We start from the raw sequence: 16,901 nt of genomic DNA on the forward strand, positions 1-16,901 counted from the left end.
ATTTAATTGGGTTGCAAGGGCCATCGTAGTCATTGTGTTGATGACTTTGGTTATATTAAGTAAAGTTTTATTTTCGGTTGCTATCACCAAAGATGAAGCTTTTGGTTATCCGGGTGCTTGTCCCATTTGGTCGCCTTCAACCCTTACCTTTCTTGGTACTGCCCAAAATCCTACTAGCCAAGTGTGGTTCACTGGTTTTAATGGCATTATTGGTGAGGTATTTTACCCTTCTGTTGATAAGGCGGCTACGGTAGACTGGCAGTTTTTAGTGGGGGATGGTGCTAACACTTGGGTTGATGAAGAGAAGCAGGATACTACCAGTCAGGTTAATTTAAATAATACGCGATCGCTTTCTTGGAATATCACCAACAAAGCAAAAAATGGCAACTATCAAATTAAAAAAACCATATTCACCGACCCCAACCGAAATACATTAATTCAGCAAGTGACTTTCACTGCTTTGAGGGGAACGTTAGATAACTTCAAACTTTATACTTTGTACCATCCAGCAATTGGCAACGATGGAAAATCTACCACGGGTTACAACACCACCTACAACGGCATTGGGATGCTGATTGCTAAAAATTCAACCAATGGTATGGCATCAGCACTAGCAAGTTCTCTAAATTTCAAAAAAGGTATGATGTCCTCTGGCTTTGTTGGACACAGCGACGGCTGGCAAGACTTAAAAGGTGGTAAAATTGATAATACGATGAACTGGGCTTATAAATCAGCAACCAATGGAAACATTGCACAAATGGCAATGTTTGATTTAAGTCCTTATGCTAAACAGAAATCAGTCACCTTTAACTTAGTTCTCGGCTTTGGCAACAACGAAACCAACGCTAAAAAAGTGGCAGCAGAAACTCTGAACGATAATGTTCCTGATATGCTGTCCGCTTACAACGCACAATGGAACAGCTACACCAATAATTTAAACAACTTTGGCGGCACCGCTGATACTCAATATTACGTAGCTGCAATGGCACTAAAGGCAGCTACTGACAAAACTTCTGGTGCGATGGTTGCAGGTTTAGGCAATCCTTGGGGTAATTCTAACTACTCAATCTGCAATCCGCTAGGCATCGAAATGCAAGGCGGCTACCATCTAGTTTGGCCTCGTGACTTGTATAAAACAGCTAGCGCCTTAATTGTAGCGGGTGACTCGGCTACTGCTTCTAAAGCTCTCGGCTGGTTGTTAACTACCATGCAACAACCCGACGGACATTTTCTTCAGAATGCTTTTGTAGATGGTACGCCTTATTGGACAGGAATTCAAATGGATGAGACAGCGTTTCCAATTATTTTGGCTTGGAAACTCGGTCGTAACGATGCAACAACTTATACAAATCATATCAAACCTGCTGCTGACTATATTGTAAAAAATGGGCCGTGGACTCAACAAGAGCGTTGGGAAGAAAATGCAGGTTATTCACCAGGAACCATTGCATCTGAAATTGCAGCTTTAGTCTGTGCCGCAGACATTGCTAAAGTCAACGGTGATACAACTAGCGAAACTAACTATCTCGCGAAAGCAGATTACTGGCAAGGCATGGTGGAAAATTGGACGTTCACGGCTAGCGGTTCTATCGGCAATGGCAAATATTTTCAACGGATTGATGATAATGGGAATCCCAACGACGGACACATTTTAAATATAAGCAACGGTGGCGGTTCTTATGATGAGCGTTCTATCGTTGATACCAGCTTTTTAGAACTGGTACGTCATGGGGTAAAACCTGGAAATAATCCTTATATCTTATCCTCGATTGCTGCCATTGACTCGACCATTAAACAAACAATTCCCGGTAAAGGAGACGGATGGTTTCGCTACAATCATGATGGTTATGGTGAAACATCAACTGGCGCTGATTATACTGGTGCTGGTATCGGGCGTTTGTGGCCTATTTTCACCGGAGAACGCGGTCATTTTGTCATTGCCAGTGGTGGAAATGCTGACTCTTATTTGGCAACAATGCGTGCATTTGCTAACAGTTCTTACATGATTTCTGAACAAGTGTGGGATTTAAACGCACCCTCTGGTTTTACGCCAGGAACTCCAACGAAATCAATGACACCGCTTTCCTGGTCGATGGGAGAATACATCACGCTGTTGGCATCGAATTATACTGGCAAAGTAATGGATATGCCGGAGATTGTCTATCAGCGCTATGTGAGCAACTTATACAAGCCGCATAAGGATAAAACAGTTGATTACAACCAAGCTTCTGTGCAACCAGGGACAGCTTTAACGATTTACTACAAAGGTTTTTTGGCGAGTTCTGAACAGTTAAAATTACACTGGGGACACGACAACTGGCAAAGCGTCGCTGACAAGCCGATGCTTAAGCGAAATGATGGCTTTTGGGAAACCACAATTTCTATACCAGTGAGTGAAACCGCTTTAAATTTTGCTTTCACTGATGGGAACAATTGGGATAACAACGGAGGCAGCAATTGGAATGAAACCCTCTCCCCGGTTTCTTCCCGAAGATAAATACGCCTGTTGATTGATGTCTAAATATATTTGCGTTTGCTAGGCTATTCAAAGTTTATTTTAAGGCAAATATAGCCATCCGGCTAATCGCGTTTGTTCGCCATTGACTTTAGCCGTCAAGCGTTTTTACCTCAATGATAGTGAGAAAAAGTACGGTATGAAAAACTTAATACAAAAAATATTAAATTTTCCAAATAACTTCAATAGTTTTGAAGGACGGAGCAAGCAAGATGTTCTCTTATTTGACTCCTCATTTGCTGCCCAAGACATTGCCTTTATAATTGACGGGGAGTGGGATGGTTGTAATGGGGTTTTGGTAACTAAAAATGATGAAGTAGCGGTTAATACGGCTGCTGAATTGTTAGGGGCGCGATGGTGTTACAATGGTGCCAAAATCGCCCATACAAGCAGATTGAGTGCTGATGACTTAAGGCGACGTTATGCAGCAGGAGAAAGGCATTTTATCAATGCTAACTTGAGGTGCGCTAGGCTTGGTGAGTGTTTACTTAGTGAAGTTAACCTGAACTGGGCAAAACTGAGTTTAGCAAACCTGAGTGGAGCCAATTTAAGTAAAGCCAACTTAAGTGATGCAGATTTGATTGAAGCCAACTTGACCGAAGCCAACCTGCGTACAGCTAACTTGGCTAGAACAAACCTGGCTAAAGCTAACCTGCGGCTGGCAGATTTAAGAGGGGCAAATTTGAGTAAAGCTTTCTTGAGTGAGGCTAATCTCAGCGAAGCCGATTTAAGGGGAGCAAATTTAGAATTGGCAGACTTAAGAGGCGCTGATTTAACTGGAACTAACCTGAGTGGTGCTAACTTAAGTGGTGCCAAGTTAATTGAAGCTGATTTGGCAACAGCAACCCTATCTGATGACTGAATTTGAGTATTATGGATACGTTATTAAGCATTGCTATTAGTTTGAGTGCGCGTTCATGGCAGGAATTGCAATGCTGTCCTTTCCACCATTAAAAGAGGCAGGAGGAAAAGATAATTGAGGTTAGTAAATCCAAGGAAATCTTAAAATTTTCCTGGTATAGCATCCGGCAATTTGCTCTCATGACGAGACGCTACAAACGAAAAAAAATTACAACTCCTTCAAGGACTATTATAAAATAAAATTGTGAGAAACACAATTTTATTAATTTCTAAATATGGCTAAAGGAGATTTTTGCTTTTATGCAGAACTCAATGATTTCTTGCCCCCTAAAAGAAGGCAAATAACAATTACTCATCTCTTTGAAGAACGAGCATCGATTAAGGACACAATTGAATCTCTGGGTGTACCCCATCCGGAAGTTGACTTAATTTTAGTTAATGGGAAATCTGTAGATTTTTCGTATATTTTAGCTGATAGCGATCGCATCCAAGTCTATCCGGTTTCCGCTGCCGATGAAAACGCAGCAATAATCTCTCTCGTGCGACCTCAACCGCTAAATGTTTTTCTCTTTGTTTTAGATATACATTTAGGTAAGCTGGCAACATCTTTACGAATGTTAGGCTTTGATACCCTTTACCGCAACGATTACGACGACGAAGAATTAGCCAAAATTTCATCTGCTGAAGAACGAATTCTCTTGACTCGCGATAAAGGTCTATTAATGCGTAGTCTAGTAACATATGGATATTATGTCAGAGACACTAACCCAGAGCGACAAATTGTGGAAGTCCTGCGGCGCTTTAACTTATTTGAACGAGTTTCGCCATTGCAAAGGTGTCTGCGTTGCAATGGATTATTAAAACCCGTAGCTAAGGAAACCATCATTGATCAATTACCACACAATACCGCCTTGCAAATTAATGAATTTCATCGCTGTACTGAATGCAGTCAAATTTATTGGAAAGGGGCGCATTATGAACGAATGCAGCAATTTATAGAAGGAGTGCTTTCTTCAGGATGAAGGACTGAGGATTGGGGACTAGGGACTGGGGAAGAGAAGAATATAACCCTGAATTCTCCCCCTACCCCAATCCCTAATTACCTATTCTCAGCCTTTTTTTTGTCCCCAACCCCTAGCCACCAATCCATTCCTTAATGTCAACCTTAAATGCTCGTATGCAGGCGGTACAATCGCCAATAATTCCCGTCGTCGGAGAACTAATCCGCAACCATCCGGGGACGATTTCCTTGGGTCAAGGCGTGGTATATTACAATCCGCCAAAAGAGGCAATTGCACAGATTTCGCAATTTCTAGCCGAACCAGAAAATCATAAGTACAAAGCACTAGAAGGTATTGCACCTTTGTTAGATGTAATTGCGGAAAAACTGAAAGCCGATAATAATATCGAAATTAATAAAAAAAATTGCATCGTCGTCTCTGCTGGAAGTAACATGGCATTTATGAATGCGATTCTTGCTATCACTTCTCCAGGGGACGAAATTATTATCCAAACGCCTTATTATTTCAATCATGAAATGGCAATTACCATGTCGAGTTGCCGTCCGGTACTCGTTGCTACAGACGAAAATTATCAGCTGCGTCCAGATGCGATCGCATCTGCAATCACAAATAAAACTCGTGCTGTCGTCACGATTTCACCTAATAATCCCACAGGCGCAGTCTACTCGCCAGAAGCCTTGCGCCAAGTTAATCAAATATGTCGCGATCGCGCAATTTATCATATTAGCGATGAAGCCTATGAATATTTTACCTACAATAACGTAAAACACTTTTCTCCAGGCTCAATTTATGCTAATACCGATTACACAATTTCACTTTATACCCTCTCAAAAGCCTACGGTTTTGCTTCTTGGCGTATCGGATATATGGTAATTCCAGAACATCTGCTGGTGTCGGTAAAGAAAGTCCAAGATACAATTCTAATCTGTCCGCCAGTCATCTCGCAGTATGCAGCATTAGGAGCATTGCAAACAGGAGTTGCTTACTGTCAGGAAAAAATTAGCGCGATCGCATCCGTGCGTCAACTCCTACTAGAAAAACTTAGTGGCATACAAGATATTTGTACAGTTCCCCCCGCAGACGGAGCATTCTATTTTCTGTTGAAAATTCATGCTAATCTGCACGCAATGGAGCTGGTAGAAAGACTAATTCGCGAACATGGTGTAGCTGTCATTCCCGGTACAACCTTTGGTATGGACGACGGTTGTTACTTGCGCGTCGCCTACGGTGCATTGCAACAAGAGACCGCAGCAGAAGGTATTGAGCGATTAGTGCGCGGTTTGAAGACAATTTTAGCGGCTTGATGTAACCTTCCTCGTTCCCAGTCAGTGGCTGGGAACGAGAGATTTACACAGTTTGTAATTCCAGACTGGGATAGTCAATATATCCCTTCTCATCTCCACCATAAAACGTGTCGCGATCCGGCTTATTGAGTGGAGCATTAGCTGCAAAACGCTCTGGCAAATCAGGATTTGCAATATACAGCCTACCGTATGCCACCAAATCCGCATCACCAGAAGCCAAGACAGCATTCCCCAACTCGCGGTCATATCCTCCCGCCGCAATCAGCATTCCCTTGAAGATGGGGCGGAAGTATCCCACAGACAAGCCGCCTGTATTGACTTCTAGCGTAGTATTGCCATCAAGTCTCGGCTCCACAATGTGCAAGTAAGCCAAACCAAAACGGTTCAGTGCAGAAGCTACATAGCTGAACAAAGCTGCTGGATTTGAGTCAGACATACTGTTAAAAGTGCCACTGGGAGAAAGGCGAATTCCTACCCGTTCTCCACCCCAAACACTTACCACCGCTTCAGTTACTTCCATCAAAAGTCGGGTGCGGTTCTCAATTGAACCCCCATACTCATCGGTGCGTTTATTCGTGCCATCCTGAAGAAACTGGTCAAGTAAATAACCGTTAGCGCTGTGAATTTCCACACCATCAAATCCCGCCGCCAAAGCATTTTCAGCACCTTGGCGGTATTGTTCAACAATCCCTGGAATCTCTTGAGTTAAGAGGGCGCGAGGAGTTACAAAGGGTTTTGGCCCCTCATTAGTCATCGCTTCTCCGACGGGAGCGATCGCGCTTGGTGCTACTGGCAATTCTCCTCCCGGTTGCAGTGACGGGTGAGAAATGCGCCCAACGTGCCACAGTTGTAGAAAAATCCGCCCGCCACGCGCATGAACTGCATCCGTTATCAATCGCCACCCAGCCACTTGTTCTTGCGAATGAATCCCTGGAGTATTGGCATATCCCTGTCCTTGCGGCGATACTTGAGTTGCCTCAGCAATAATTAACCCCGCTGATGCCCGTTGTTCATAATAAGTAACATTCATTGCTCTGGGAACATTTCCTTCACCAGCACGCATCCGAGTTAACGGAGCCATCACAATTCTATTAGGAAGTTCTAAGGAACCCAACTTAACAGGTGAGAAAAGATTGACATTAGCACTCATAGATAGAATCTCCATTGCAACGACATTAAAGTATCAGGAACTTCAGCCAGCTAGTACAATACTTTCGCTGGCTGAAATCACCGATATAAAAACTGACTAATTTAAGCAGCTTGCTCTATTGTTGAGTTATTCTGTGGAAGTAAATCGTTGACTTTGGCAGCAAACACCCCCAGAGGCGCTACCCCAACTACTTGATCCACAACTTGACCATCTTTGAAAAACAAAACAGTTGGAACAGCTTGAATTTTGTATTGATTAGCCAATTGCCCGTACTCATCAATATTCAACTTGCCAACCTTAGCAACTCCTTCAAAATTGGCAGCTAATTCTTCAATCAAAGGATTGAGCATTCGACAAGGCCCACACCAAGCAGCCCAGAAATCTACAACAACCGGAACTGAACTAGCAAGGACTTCGTTTTCAAAGTTATCTTCTGTCAAGATGACATACTTAGAGTTGTCTGACATAATTTTCAGCCTCCTTCAGGCTGGAGCGCAACGTGAGGCGAATCAACTGGTTTAGTAGTTAAACAACCATTTAACTAAATACTAGAACAATCTTCTATAGTAGTCAAGTAGTTATTTAACTATTTTTAGACATAAAATAGAAATTATGAATAACAACGATAGCGTTCAATCCCCCTCGGTGTATCGAGTTGCACAAGGGGACATAGAACGTCGGGCGAAAATATTTGCGGCTCTCGCTGACCCAACGCGCTTGCGGATTGTGGAGATGTTAGCTCTTTGCGACGAGTGTGGGGAAAAGAGCGGTTCCGAGATAGCCAATAAGTTAGGGATTAGTCTGGCTCTATTTTGTCATCACTCTAAGACACTGCTGGAAGCTGGGTTAATCCAAACCCGAAAAGAAGGGCAAACCAAGTATAACTCGCTGAATCGGGAGTTACTGCAAGATTGCTTCGCCAGTTTGATGCCCAAATAGCAGCTCTCTATCATCTCTGGTTTCCAGGCTCTGACTGGGAACCAGAGTAAAAGTAGTCACACTTTTGATTTTGTTGTTTGCAGCCAGAAGGGAAGAAAACCCTTTAGCCAATTTTCACATTCGCTGCCATAAAGTAATTGCTTTTGTATCTGTTCTTCGCGAGACTGTGCGCCTGGAAGTGTCAGCATATGAGCGCCAAGGGTAGTCCATTTTCTGAGCATTTTTTTGGTCATTTCAGGATGGAACTGTACGCCGTAAGCATTATCTCCATAACGAAAAGCTTGTGTTTCAAAAATCTCACCTTTAGCTAACTTAACTGCTCCTGTTGGCAGTCCAAATCCCTCAAGGTGCCAGTGATAAACATATCTAAGGGAGTCAAAAGGTTCTTGTGCTGCGTCTGCTGGCTCGACTGAAAAATAGCCGATTTCAGTCATGCCCTCTGGATGAGGTGCAATGGATGCACCAAGTACACGCGCCAATAACTGAGCGCCCAAACAAATTCCGAAAAAAGGCTTACCAGAAGAGAGAACAGTCGGTATCCAATCCAGTTCTGTACGGATAAATGGTAGGGTTTCGCTATCGTTTGCGCTCATAGGCCCACCAAATATGACAACAGCTTCGTGGCTGTCCATCGTGTGTGGTAGTTCCTCTCCGATGCTGGGACAACGGATATCAAGTTCATAACCGTTGCTGCGGAGAATTTGCCCAACAAGTCCGGAATCTGATGTTTTTTGATGTATAACTAAAAGAATTTTTTTCACTATTGCATCTGTGTAAAGTTAGATAAGAATTTTCCTTGGGGGAGGCAATATAAACTGTTTGTTCTGGTACTGCATTAATACGGTTGAAATACTGGTAATATCTTCCTTATACTGCCTGTGGCATTGATAATGAAATTTTAGGCGATGAGTGTGGTGGCTTGCGGTTTCTTTTAGACACCAATAGCATATTTTCCTCAAACGCCACCCACGTTGCTCAATGATAAAAATACAAAGCAGTACGGTACTGGCTTCCCAATCTACGTTCTGTAAGTCGCTTCGAGTAGTCCAGTAGAAGGCTGGGCTTGTGTTACGGTCTCCAAAGCGCACACTACGTCTGGTAATGCAATTGTACTAAAGGGTAAAATAAATATAGGCTCAACTTGTTGAAACCTAGACTGTGTGAGACTTTGAAATATTTTTAAATAAAATATCCAAAAACAGTTACAGGTCAGATACTTGCGGGTACTCTAGATATATAACCTTGGGTAGATGAAGTTATGCAATTTTTAGGCAAGTGGCTGGAAAACTGTTATATCCCCTGCAATCCTGCTGACTCCGCTGATTGTTACGATCGGCAACCAGCGTATCCGCGTCCGCAATTGGAGCGATCGCACTGGGTTTGTCTGAATGGCTCCTGGAAGTTTACATTTGATGACGATGGCAAAAAAATTCGTCCTTCAGATATTTCTGAGTGGACACATACCATTCAAGTCCCCTTTGCTCCCGAATCCGCCCAAAGTGGGATAGGCGATACGGGTTTTCATCCTAATTGCTGGTATGAGCGGGAATTTGACGTACCGGAAGGTGAGGGGCGGGTACTCCTCCATTTCGGAGCTGTAGATTATTGTGCGAAAGTCTGGGTCAATGGTCAGTTTATGACTGAACATGAGGGCGGTCATACCCCATTCACTATAGATATTACATCTGTATTGAATAAAGATGAACCCCAGCGGGTAACACTTTGGGCGCAAGACGATCCGCAAGACTTAGCTAAACCTCGCGGTAAGCAAGATTGGCAGTTGGAACCCCACAGTATCTGGTATCCGCGCACCAGTGGAATTTGGCAGACTGTTTGGGTTGAGCGCGTTCCCTCTACTTATATTCAGCGTATCCGCTGGACTCCGCACTTTGAGCGGTGGGAGATTGGTTTTGAGGCTTTTGTTGGGGGTGAGCTGCGCGATGGCATCCAAATTAAAGTTAAACTAACCGTCGGCTGTCATCTGCTGGTAAACGATACCTACGAAGTGATTAACGGGGAGATTCACCGCCGCATTGCTTTATCTGACCCTGGTATCGACGACTACCGCAACGAGTTACTGTGGAGTCCGGAGAAACCGACTTTAATTGATGCCTCTGTGCAGTTGTGGTCTGATGACAAGCTGTTGGATGACGTAAGATCCTATACAGCGATGCGGACTGTGTCAACTCAGCGCGATCGCTTTATGCTTAACGGTCGCCCTTACTATCTGCGGCTGGTTCTAGACCAAGGTTACTGGCCCGACACGCTGATGACTCCACCCTCAGATGAGGCGTTGCGGCGCGATGTGGAGTTAGCCAAAGCGATGGGCTTCAACGGTGTCCGCAAGCACCAAAAGATAGAAGACCCCCGTTTCTTGTATTGGGCGGACGTACTTGGTTTGATGGTCTGGGAAGAAATGCCCAGCCCCTATCGCTTCAGTCCCAAAGCCGTAGAACGCATTACGAAGGAGTGGACTGAGGTAATCGAACGCGATGCCAGCCATCCGTGTATTGTAGTCTGGGTGCCGTTCAACGAATCTTGGGGAGTTCCCGACTTGACAGCAACAGACGCGCATCGCCACTGCGTGCAAGCACTCTATCACTTAACCAAAACTCTAGACCCGACTCGCCCTGTAATTGGTAACGATGGCTGGGAAAGTGCGGCGACCGATATTTTGGCTATTCATGACTACGATAATAAGCCGACTCGGTTATCCAAGCGCTATGGGCCAGAGGTGAAGTTATCGGATCTGTTCGATCGCCAGCGTCCGGGTGGGCGCGTCTTGACGCTTGACGGGTATCCTCATCAAGGACAGCCTATCATGCTGACTGAGTTTGGGGGCATTGCCTACGCACATCGGGAAAGCCCTGATTCTAACAAAATATGGGGATACGTGCGTTCTGAGAATCTCTCAGAACTGGAAGTAAGGTATACCGCGTTACTGAACGTGGTTAACAAAGTCGAATTATTTAGCGGATTTTGTTACACCCAGCTAACGGATACTTTTCAAGAAGCTAACGGACTGTTGTATGCTGACCGGACACCGAAATTCCCCATAGAAGCGATCGCATCTGCGACTCTAGGTAGGGGCGGCGAAGACGAGGAAGACGCTATGCTCTCAGGGATGAAAGCTGGATGGTCGCAAGACAAAAATGCATTCCCTGGATCTGTTGAAACCGGATGGTCGCACTCTGAAGCTGTACAGCAGATACCCCATTGCGGAGGGAATTATAGCTCCTAGTCCCAGCAATGAACCTGTAGCCGCAAATCCTCATCTACGTTGGCATCCCTTGCGGGGAGAATGGATAGCTTATGCTTCGCATCGTCAGGGGCGGACTTTTATGCCGCCCCCAGAATACAATCCTCTAGCACCTACCACCGATCCTAACTTTCCCACTGAACTACCCCAAGGTCGATATGATGTAGCGGTTTTCGATAACCGCTTTCCCTCAATGACGCTGGCGGCGCATAACCCACCCGCCAGCATTGTTGAAACTCTCCCCGCAGATGGTGCGTGCGAGGTGGTGGTTTTTACTCAAGATCCGCAGGCTACTATCGGTTCCCTGGAACTGGATCATTTAGAATTGCTGTTCCAAGTTTGGAGCGATCGCACTCGCGTTATCGGCGAAAATCCCCACATTCAGTATGTGTTGCCGTTTGAAAATAAGGGTGTAGAAATGGGGGTGACTTTGCAGCATCCCCACGGACAAATCTACGCTTATCCTTTTGTCCCGCCTGTTCCCGCCCGAATGCTAGAGCGTCAGCAGGCTTATTATCAGGAAAAGAACCGGGGGTTGCTGCAAGATTTGATACAAAAGGAAATCGAAGACAAGCAGCGGATAATTTATCAGGATGAGCATGCGATCGCATTTATCCCCGCTTGTGCGCGTTATCCTTACGAAGTTTGGCTTGCGCCCATCCAGCCTGCTGCAACTTTCATGGATCTTACCCCAGAGCAACGGGCGGGACTTGCCAAAGCTTTAAAGACTGTTACTCTTAAATACGATGGTTTGTGGAATCGTCCCTTTCCTTACTTGATGGCTTGGTTCCAAGCACCTACCGATGGACAACCGCATCCAGAAGCACACCTGCACGCTGAATTTTATCCGCCTTATCGTACCAAGGATCGGCTTAAGTATCTGGCGGGAACTGAACTAGCAGCAGGGATGTTTGCTAATGATGCGCTTCCGGAGGAGAAAGCTAAGGATTTACAAGCTGTAGCCATAACACTTGAAAATCCGGTACGGTTGTGAATCAAAACCTAACCCCCTTCCCCCCTTCCCTGCAAGGGAAGGGGGAAGAACTCCGGCTATGGGCTGGAGAGGGGTTTCCTGGTGTAAAAGGTGAGTTATGAATCAATTTAGTGAAGAAGTTTCCTCGAAAATAGAGTTAATCCGAAAAGCCCTAACTGAAGCCGACGCGCAGGGTTTACGACTACGCGGCACAGATTGGTTCGCGTGGGCGACTGCTGGGGGTTCCAGCACCGTACTGCTAACCGCAGAAACCGGAGTCGCAGAAGTGCTGGTGACAGCCCAAGATGCCTGGATATTAACTGACGAAATCGAAGCGCAGCGTTTTAAAGATGAGGAAATTTCAGCAAATTTCCAGTTTTACGTCAATCCTTGGGCTGATGCTGCGGCGCGTGAATCTTTTGTGCAGGAAGCTACTAATGGAGGGAAAGTTTTAAGCGATCGCCCGCTTCCTCATGTCGAGAAGCGATTACCCGCGTCTCTACAACATCATAAACGAACCCTGATGTCAAGTGAGCTGGAGCGATATCGCCAGCTAGGGCGTAAAGCAAGCGAAGCGATGACAGAGGTGCTAAAAGCTGCCAAGCCGGATTGGACAGAATATCAGCTTGCGGGTGCGGGTGCAGAGGCTTTGTGGGCGAGGGGCATACATCCAGCGCTGACGCTAGTAGCAGGCGAGAGACGTTTACCGCTTTACCGTCACGCTACCGCTAGCGGCGAAAAAATTGGACAGCAAGCGATGCTAGTGTTTTGCGCTAGGGAACATGGTTTGTATGCAAATCTTACCCGATTTGTGTCATTCGGTTCGTCCGATGAAAGCGCCAAATTACACCGCCATGTCAGGGAAATTGAAGCGGAAGCTTTAAATTTTTTAAAGCCTGGGGTATCGCTTAATGCAGTTTATGACACTTTGGCTAATGCTTATCAAAAGCACGGTTTTCCTAATGCCATCCGCCAACATCATCAGGGTGGAACTACGGGATATTTGGCGCGAGAAGTTGTAGCCAATCCCACGACTAATGACACGCTGGCGGAGAATATGGCTGTTGCTTGGAATCCAAGTGTACCAGGAGCAAAGATTGAAGATACTTTTGTCCTTGCTAATGATGGCAAGTTGGAAAATCTGACTTTAGATCCAAATTGGCCTAGCGTAGAGGTAGAAGGAAGGTTGCGCCCCGTACCCTTGGAAGTTGGATAATGGAAATGCCCTAGCGAATGGAATTCGCGGCTATACACACGAAACCTGCTTTACAAAGGTTTCAAAATACCAAATTTTCTTAAGTCCGCGCAGGCGGACTTTGTTTGTATAGCCGCGATTTCTAATCGCCAGGGGATTTTCTGCCAAAGGTATATTCAGCAACGCGGGGTAATATGTCACAGGAAAGGATTGAAAAGCTGACTCCAGAGAAAGAAGCTTTAATCCCTGTTTATCGCGAAAAGTGGCGAAAGATTGCGCTTTCTACTGAACCGATTGATAAAGAAAAAGCTGCAAAAGCGATAAAAAAAGCCTATGCTTTTATAGGCTTGTCTCAGCCTGAAGTTATTTTTTATTCTAGTCCATATTCAGGATTCAGATATTTACAGCAATTAAAGGGCTTTAGTGACTGGATTGGCGAGCAAATGAGGGCCGAATTAACTACAAAACTGTGTAGCGAGTTAAGGAACAAACTGCAAAACCAATGTGGTCAAGTATGGATGCAACTAGAGAGGCACTTGGAAAGCAGGCAGTTCATTACACTATGTAGTCAACTGGAGAATCAACTCAGAAATCAATTTGGTAGTTCTTGGATTACACGTTTGTATATTCAATCCGAAGTGTGGAGCTTTCATGGAAGTAGATTTGATTTTTGTATTTCAGCCTTAAATTGTGCATATCCTCGAAGAGAATGGGAAGTATTTAAGCTGCTAGTCAAGGATTGTGGCTGGATTTTGTTAGATGATAAAATTTGCCTCGTATGCGATCGCCCTCGCGTCCTCTCCTTCGACAACCAGCAGCGTCTCCACGGGGAAGGCGCACCAGCAATACAGTTTGCCGACGGATACAGTCTCTACGCCTATCATGGCGTGACATTACCTAAAAAATACGGCACAGATCACCCGCACCACTGGCAAGCTTCATGGCTTTTAGAAGAAAATAACGCCGAACTGCGGCGAGTGTTAATTCAGGGAATTGGCTACGATAGGATTGCCCACGAATTAGGGGCAATTGAGTTAGATTCATATCAAGAATATACTTTATTAAAAATTGATACTGATATTGATATAGAGCCAATATATTTATTAAAGATGACTTGCCCAAGCACCAAATTTATTCATGTTTTGCGCGTACCGCCTGATGTAGTATCGGCGCGAGAGGCTATTCGTTGGGTGAATTGGGGAATTTCCCCGGAAGAGTTTGCCATTCAAACTTAAACCAAAGTCATGTACATTAGGGCTAATAATATAAAACCTACGTAGGTTGTCTTGAGTAACGAACCCCAATTATTATAAGAATTTGTTGAGTTTTACTATCGTTCAATGAACTTACACTTATTTTTAGTTGACAAGAACTAACATTTTTAGTATTTAAAATTACAACCTACCTTAACAGTAAGACTATTCTTTAGCTAGAAGTATAGATTAAGTAGTAGCAATTACTTTGGTTAGTAGCAACTAATAAAAAATATTCTTGTAGGGTTTAAATACCATAAGACAAGAATCTTTTATGCTCTTTCGTGCTTTAATTATTGACTTAAGCTTTTAGCTATCAGTCTCAGAAGTTAACTGCGCGATCGCTCTTGAGGCAAATTTCTCGGCGATTACTTTTGGTAGTTTATCTTCTGAATCTATAGCACTCCCATAAAACCCAAACATCGTTAAAACTTTATTTGATCCAAGCCATGACTCACTTTGGTGTAATTTGCCCACCTTTTGCTGGTCATATTCATCCTATGGCAGCCTTGGGACGAGAGCTGCAACGGCGCGGTCATCGCATCACCTTCCTGCAAATACCCGATTTAGAAACAGCAGTGCGCTCAGAAGGACTAAACTTTTGGCCTATTGGAAAGTCTGCTTATCAACCGGGCGAACTTGCCGAAAGCTTTACAGAATTAGGTAAATTAAGCGGTATAGAATCCCTACGTTATTCAGTGGAAGTGTGCCAACGTTTCACAGCTACGATGTGCGAGGATGCCCCCCGTGCCATTGCAGAAGCGGGAATTGAAGCACTGCTGGCAGATCAGCTAGAACCAGCAAGCGAAACGGTAGCCGAATACTTGGGTATCCCTTTTGTTACCGTGTCCTGCGCCCAAGCTATCCACCGCAAAGCAGAAATTCCTCCCTTCTTCACTCTTTGGAACTACGAGAATAAGTTGTGGGCGCGTCTTCGCAATCAGGCTGCTTATTACCTATTAGATCGCAATAGCCAACCACTTCTGCAAGCCCTCAATCAGTATCGTAAACAGTGGAAGTTACCAGTCGTTCGCAAATTGTATGCCTCCCGTTCTCGACTTGCCCACATTAGCCAGCAACCCGCTGCTTTTGATTTCCCCTGCACCAACCTACCAAAGCACTTCCATTACGTCGGGCCTTTTCGCAATCCCTCGCCGTGCAAAATTTCCTTTCCCTACGAACGGTTGACCGGGCAACCGCTGATCTATGCTTCGTTGGGAACTGTGCAAAATACTAAAGAGGATATTTATCACTGCATCGCCGCAGCCTGCGAGGGGCTGGATGTGCAACTGGTTATCACTCTTGGGGGCGGGATGGATGTAGAAGCGGTGCAAGGACTGCCCGGTTCTCCCTTAGTTGTAAAATATGCCCCTCAACTAGAACTGCTTTCCAAAGCTAGGTTAACCATCACTCACGGAGGACTCAACACGGTACTAGATTCGCTGAGTCACGGGGTTCCTATGGTTGCCATCCCAATTACATACGAACAGCCAGGAACGGCAGCGCGAATTAAGTGGACAGGGACTGGGGAAGCGCTTCCTTTGGCTAGCCTGAACGCGACTGAACTGCAAGCAGCTATTCAACGGGTGCTAACGGAGGATTCTTACTTAAATAATGCCTTAAAGTTGAAGGAATCTATCCGTCAATCAGGCGGCGTAAAAAGAGCTGCTGATATTGTTGAGCAGGTGGTCAAGTCCGGGCATCCCGTCCTGTCGGGGTTAACTCCAGTTGTATCTAGAGGGGTTGCCTATTCTACCTAATGATTTTGGTAGTGAGGAGGTTCTCAACTTTAGTTAATCCTAGTGATGCCACTTAACTTATGGCTTGGGAATTATTAGCTTCCTGCCAAGCTGTCCATGCGGAATATATGTCTTCCTCCACAAGTCCTTTCTTACTAAAATCTACGGTATGATCGACTAACACTTTGAGTGTTGAAGTGTAAGTGTTCCCAATTATTTCATGCCCGTAGCCGATAACTTTGCCGATGTGTCCTGTTTTTTTGCTTAGGACATAATCACCTATATTAAGCATAATTACCAAGCCTCTTTGTTTTCTTAAAAGATTTCTGTTTGTCTAATTAATTTTATAAAAGCTCTACTTATTATTTACTCTTTCTAGGAGCTAATTAAAGCTAATTTTCAGGACTATCTGCGGTAGGATGTAGTGTTAAGGGCAATTGTGATAAATTATACTAAACTTATTATAAAATAGTAAAAGATGTAGAGTTAAATTAAATATTGAAAGAATAACTATTGCTGGTTGAGGTAAAGGTTAACGAAATGAGGCATACTATGATGTTAATAAAAGTCAAGTTTTTATATAGATATCATAGTTAGTGGGAAATTATATTTTCCTGGTTCAGTTAGGGATAGCCAGCCACAAAAAAATTACTTTTCCAAATTTTTCGTTGAGAAAATACGAAAAAAAGTC

At 44.5% G+C, this 16,901-nt stretch carries 14 protein-coding genes; 10 read left to right on the forward strand and 4 right to left on the reverse strand.

Annotated features, from left to right (window positions below):
- Nucleotides 1-40 precede the first annotated feature (40 nt).
- From NDI42_RS13650 to NDI42_RS13665, 4 genes are all read left to right on the forward strand, one after another.
- The gene (locus tag NDI42_RS13650; RefSeq protein ID WP_190458728.1) at nt 41-2,497 is read left to right on the forward strand and encodes a glycoside hydrolase family 15 protein; all 2,457 of its coding nucleotides are present in this window, start codon (nt 41-43) and stop codon (nt 2,495-2,497) included.
- A 157-nt stretch (nt 2,498-2,654) separates the two neighbouring features.
- A complete protein-coding gene (locus NDI42_RS13655) occupies nt 2,655-3,377 on the forward strand; it encodes a pentapeptide repeat-containing protein (protein ID WP_190458730.1) in 723 nt (240 codons plus the stop codon).
- A 274-nt stretch (nt 3,378-3,651) separates the two neighbouring features.
- Nucleotides 3,652-4,398: a Mut7-C RNAse domain-containing protein gene (locus NDI42_RS13660; protein WP_190458731.1), complete on the forward strand. Its 747-nt coding sequence runs from the start codon at nt 3,652-3,654 to the stop codon at nt 4,396-4,398.
- Between the two features lie 134 nt (nt 4,399-4,532).
- The gene (locus NDI42_RS13665; protein WP_190458733.1) at nt 4,533-5,702 is read left to right on the forward strand and encodes a pyridoxal phosphate-dependent aminotransferase; all 1,170 of its coding nucleotides are present in this window, start codon (nt 4,533-4,535) and stop codon (nt 5,700-5,702) included.
- Between the two features lie 43 nt (nt 5,703-5,745).
- Here the strand turns inward: NDI42_RS13665 and NDI42_RS13670 are convergent, their stop codons facing one another.
- Together NDI42_RS13670 and trxA are read right to left on the reverse strand one after the other, a co-directional pair.
- Nucleotides 5,746-6,852: an alkene reductase gene (locus NDI42_RS13670; protein WP_190458735.1), complete on the reverse strand. Its 1,107-nt coding sequence runs from the start codon at nt 6,850-6,852 to the stop codon at nt 5,746-5,748.
- A 101-nt stretch (nt 6,853-6,953) separates the two neighbouring features.
- Nucleotides 6,954-7,319, reverse strand: coding sequence for a thioredoxin (gene trxA / locus NDI42_RS13675; protein ID WP_190458737.1), 366 nt, complete (start codon nt 7,317-7,319; stop codon nt 6,954-6,956).
- 145 nt (nt 7,320-7,464) lie between these two features.
- On the opposite strand from trxA, the gene NDI42_RS13680 reads away from it, so the two are divergent.
- Nucleotides 7,465-7,791, forward strand: a complete 327-nt coding sequence (locus NDI42_RS13680) for an ArsR/SmtB family transcription factor (RefSeq protein WP_190458739.1) — start codon at nt 7,465-7,467, stop codon at nt 7,789-7,791.
- Nucleotides 7,792-7,847: 56 nt separating this feature from the next.
- On the opposite strand, the gene NDI42_RS13685 is transcribed toward NDI42_RS13680, so the two are convergent.
- Nucleotides 7,848-8,552 carry a glutamine amidotransferase-related protein gene (locus NDI42_RS13685; protein ID WP_190458741.1) on the reverse strand — a complete coding sequence of 235 codons (705 nt, stop codon included), beginning with the start codon at nt 8,550-8,552 and terminating at the stop codon, nt 7,848-7,850.
- Nucleotides 8,553-9,049: 497 nt separating this feature from the next.
- On the opposite strand from NDI42_RS13685, the gene NDI42_RS13690 reads away from it, so the two are divergent.
- From NDI42_RS13690 to NDI42_RS13710, 5 genes are all read left to right on the forward strand, one after another.
- Nucleotides 9,050-11,032, forward strand: coding sequence for a glycoside hydrolase family 2 protein (locus NDI42_RS13690; protein WP_190428115.1), 1,983 nt, complete (start codon nt 9,050-9,052; stop codon nt 11,030-11,032).
- Nucleotides 10,944-12,044: a galactose-1-phosphate uridylyltransferase gene (galT, locus tag NDI42_RS13695; protein ID WP_190458743.1), complete on the forward strand. Its 1,101-nt coding sequence runs from the start codon at nt 10,944-10,946 to the stop codon at nt 12,042-12,044. Before NDI42_RS13690 ends, galT begins: the two co-directional genes overlap by 89 nt.
- A gap of 97 nt (nt 12,045-12,141) precedes the next feature.
- Nucleotides 12,142-13,239 carry a M24 family metallopeptidase gene (locus NDI42_RS13700; protein ID WP_190458745.1) on the forward strand — a complete coding sequence of 366 codons (1,098 nt, stop codon included), beginning with the start codon at nt 12,142-12,144 and terminating at the stop codon, nt 13,237-13,239.
- A gap of 173 nt (nt 13,240-13,412) precedes the next feature.
- The gene (locus NDI42_RS13705) at nt 13,413-14,453 is read left to right on the forward strand and encodes a DUF6745 domain-containing protein (protein WP_190458747.1); all 1,041 of its coding nucleotides are present in this window, start codon (nt 13,413-13,415) and stop codon (nt 14,451-14,453) included.
- Nucleotides 14,454-14,920: 467 nt separating this feature from the next.
- On the forward strand, nt 14,921-16,231 hold the full coding sequence (locus NDI42_RS13710; protein WP_190458749.1) for a glycosyltransferase: 1,311 nt from the start codon (nt 14,921-14,923) through the stop codon (nt 16,229-16,231).
- 52 nt (nt 16,232-16,283) lie between these two features.
- Here the strand turns inward: NDI42_RS13710 and NDI42_RS13715 are convergent, their stop codons facing one another.
- Nucleotides 16,284-16,502 carry a hypothetical protein gene (locus NDI42_RS13715; RefSeq protein WP_190458751.1) on the reverse strand — a complete coding sequence of 73 codons (219 nt, stop codon included), beginning with the start codon at nt 16,500-16,502 and terminating at the stop codon, nt 16,284-16,286.
- Nucleotides 16,503-16,901: the final 399 nt, after the last annotated feature.

Source organism: Funiculus sociatus GB2-C1 (genome assembly GCF_039962115.1).
In the GTDB taxonomy this organism is placed as follows: domain Bacteria; phylum Cyanobacteriota; class Cyanobacteriia; order Cyanobacteriales; family FACHB-T130; genus Funiculus; species Funiculus sociatus.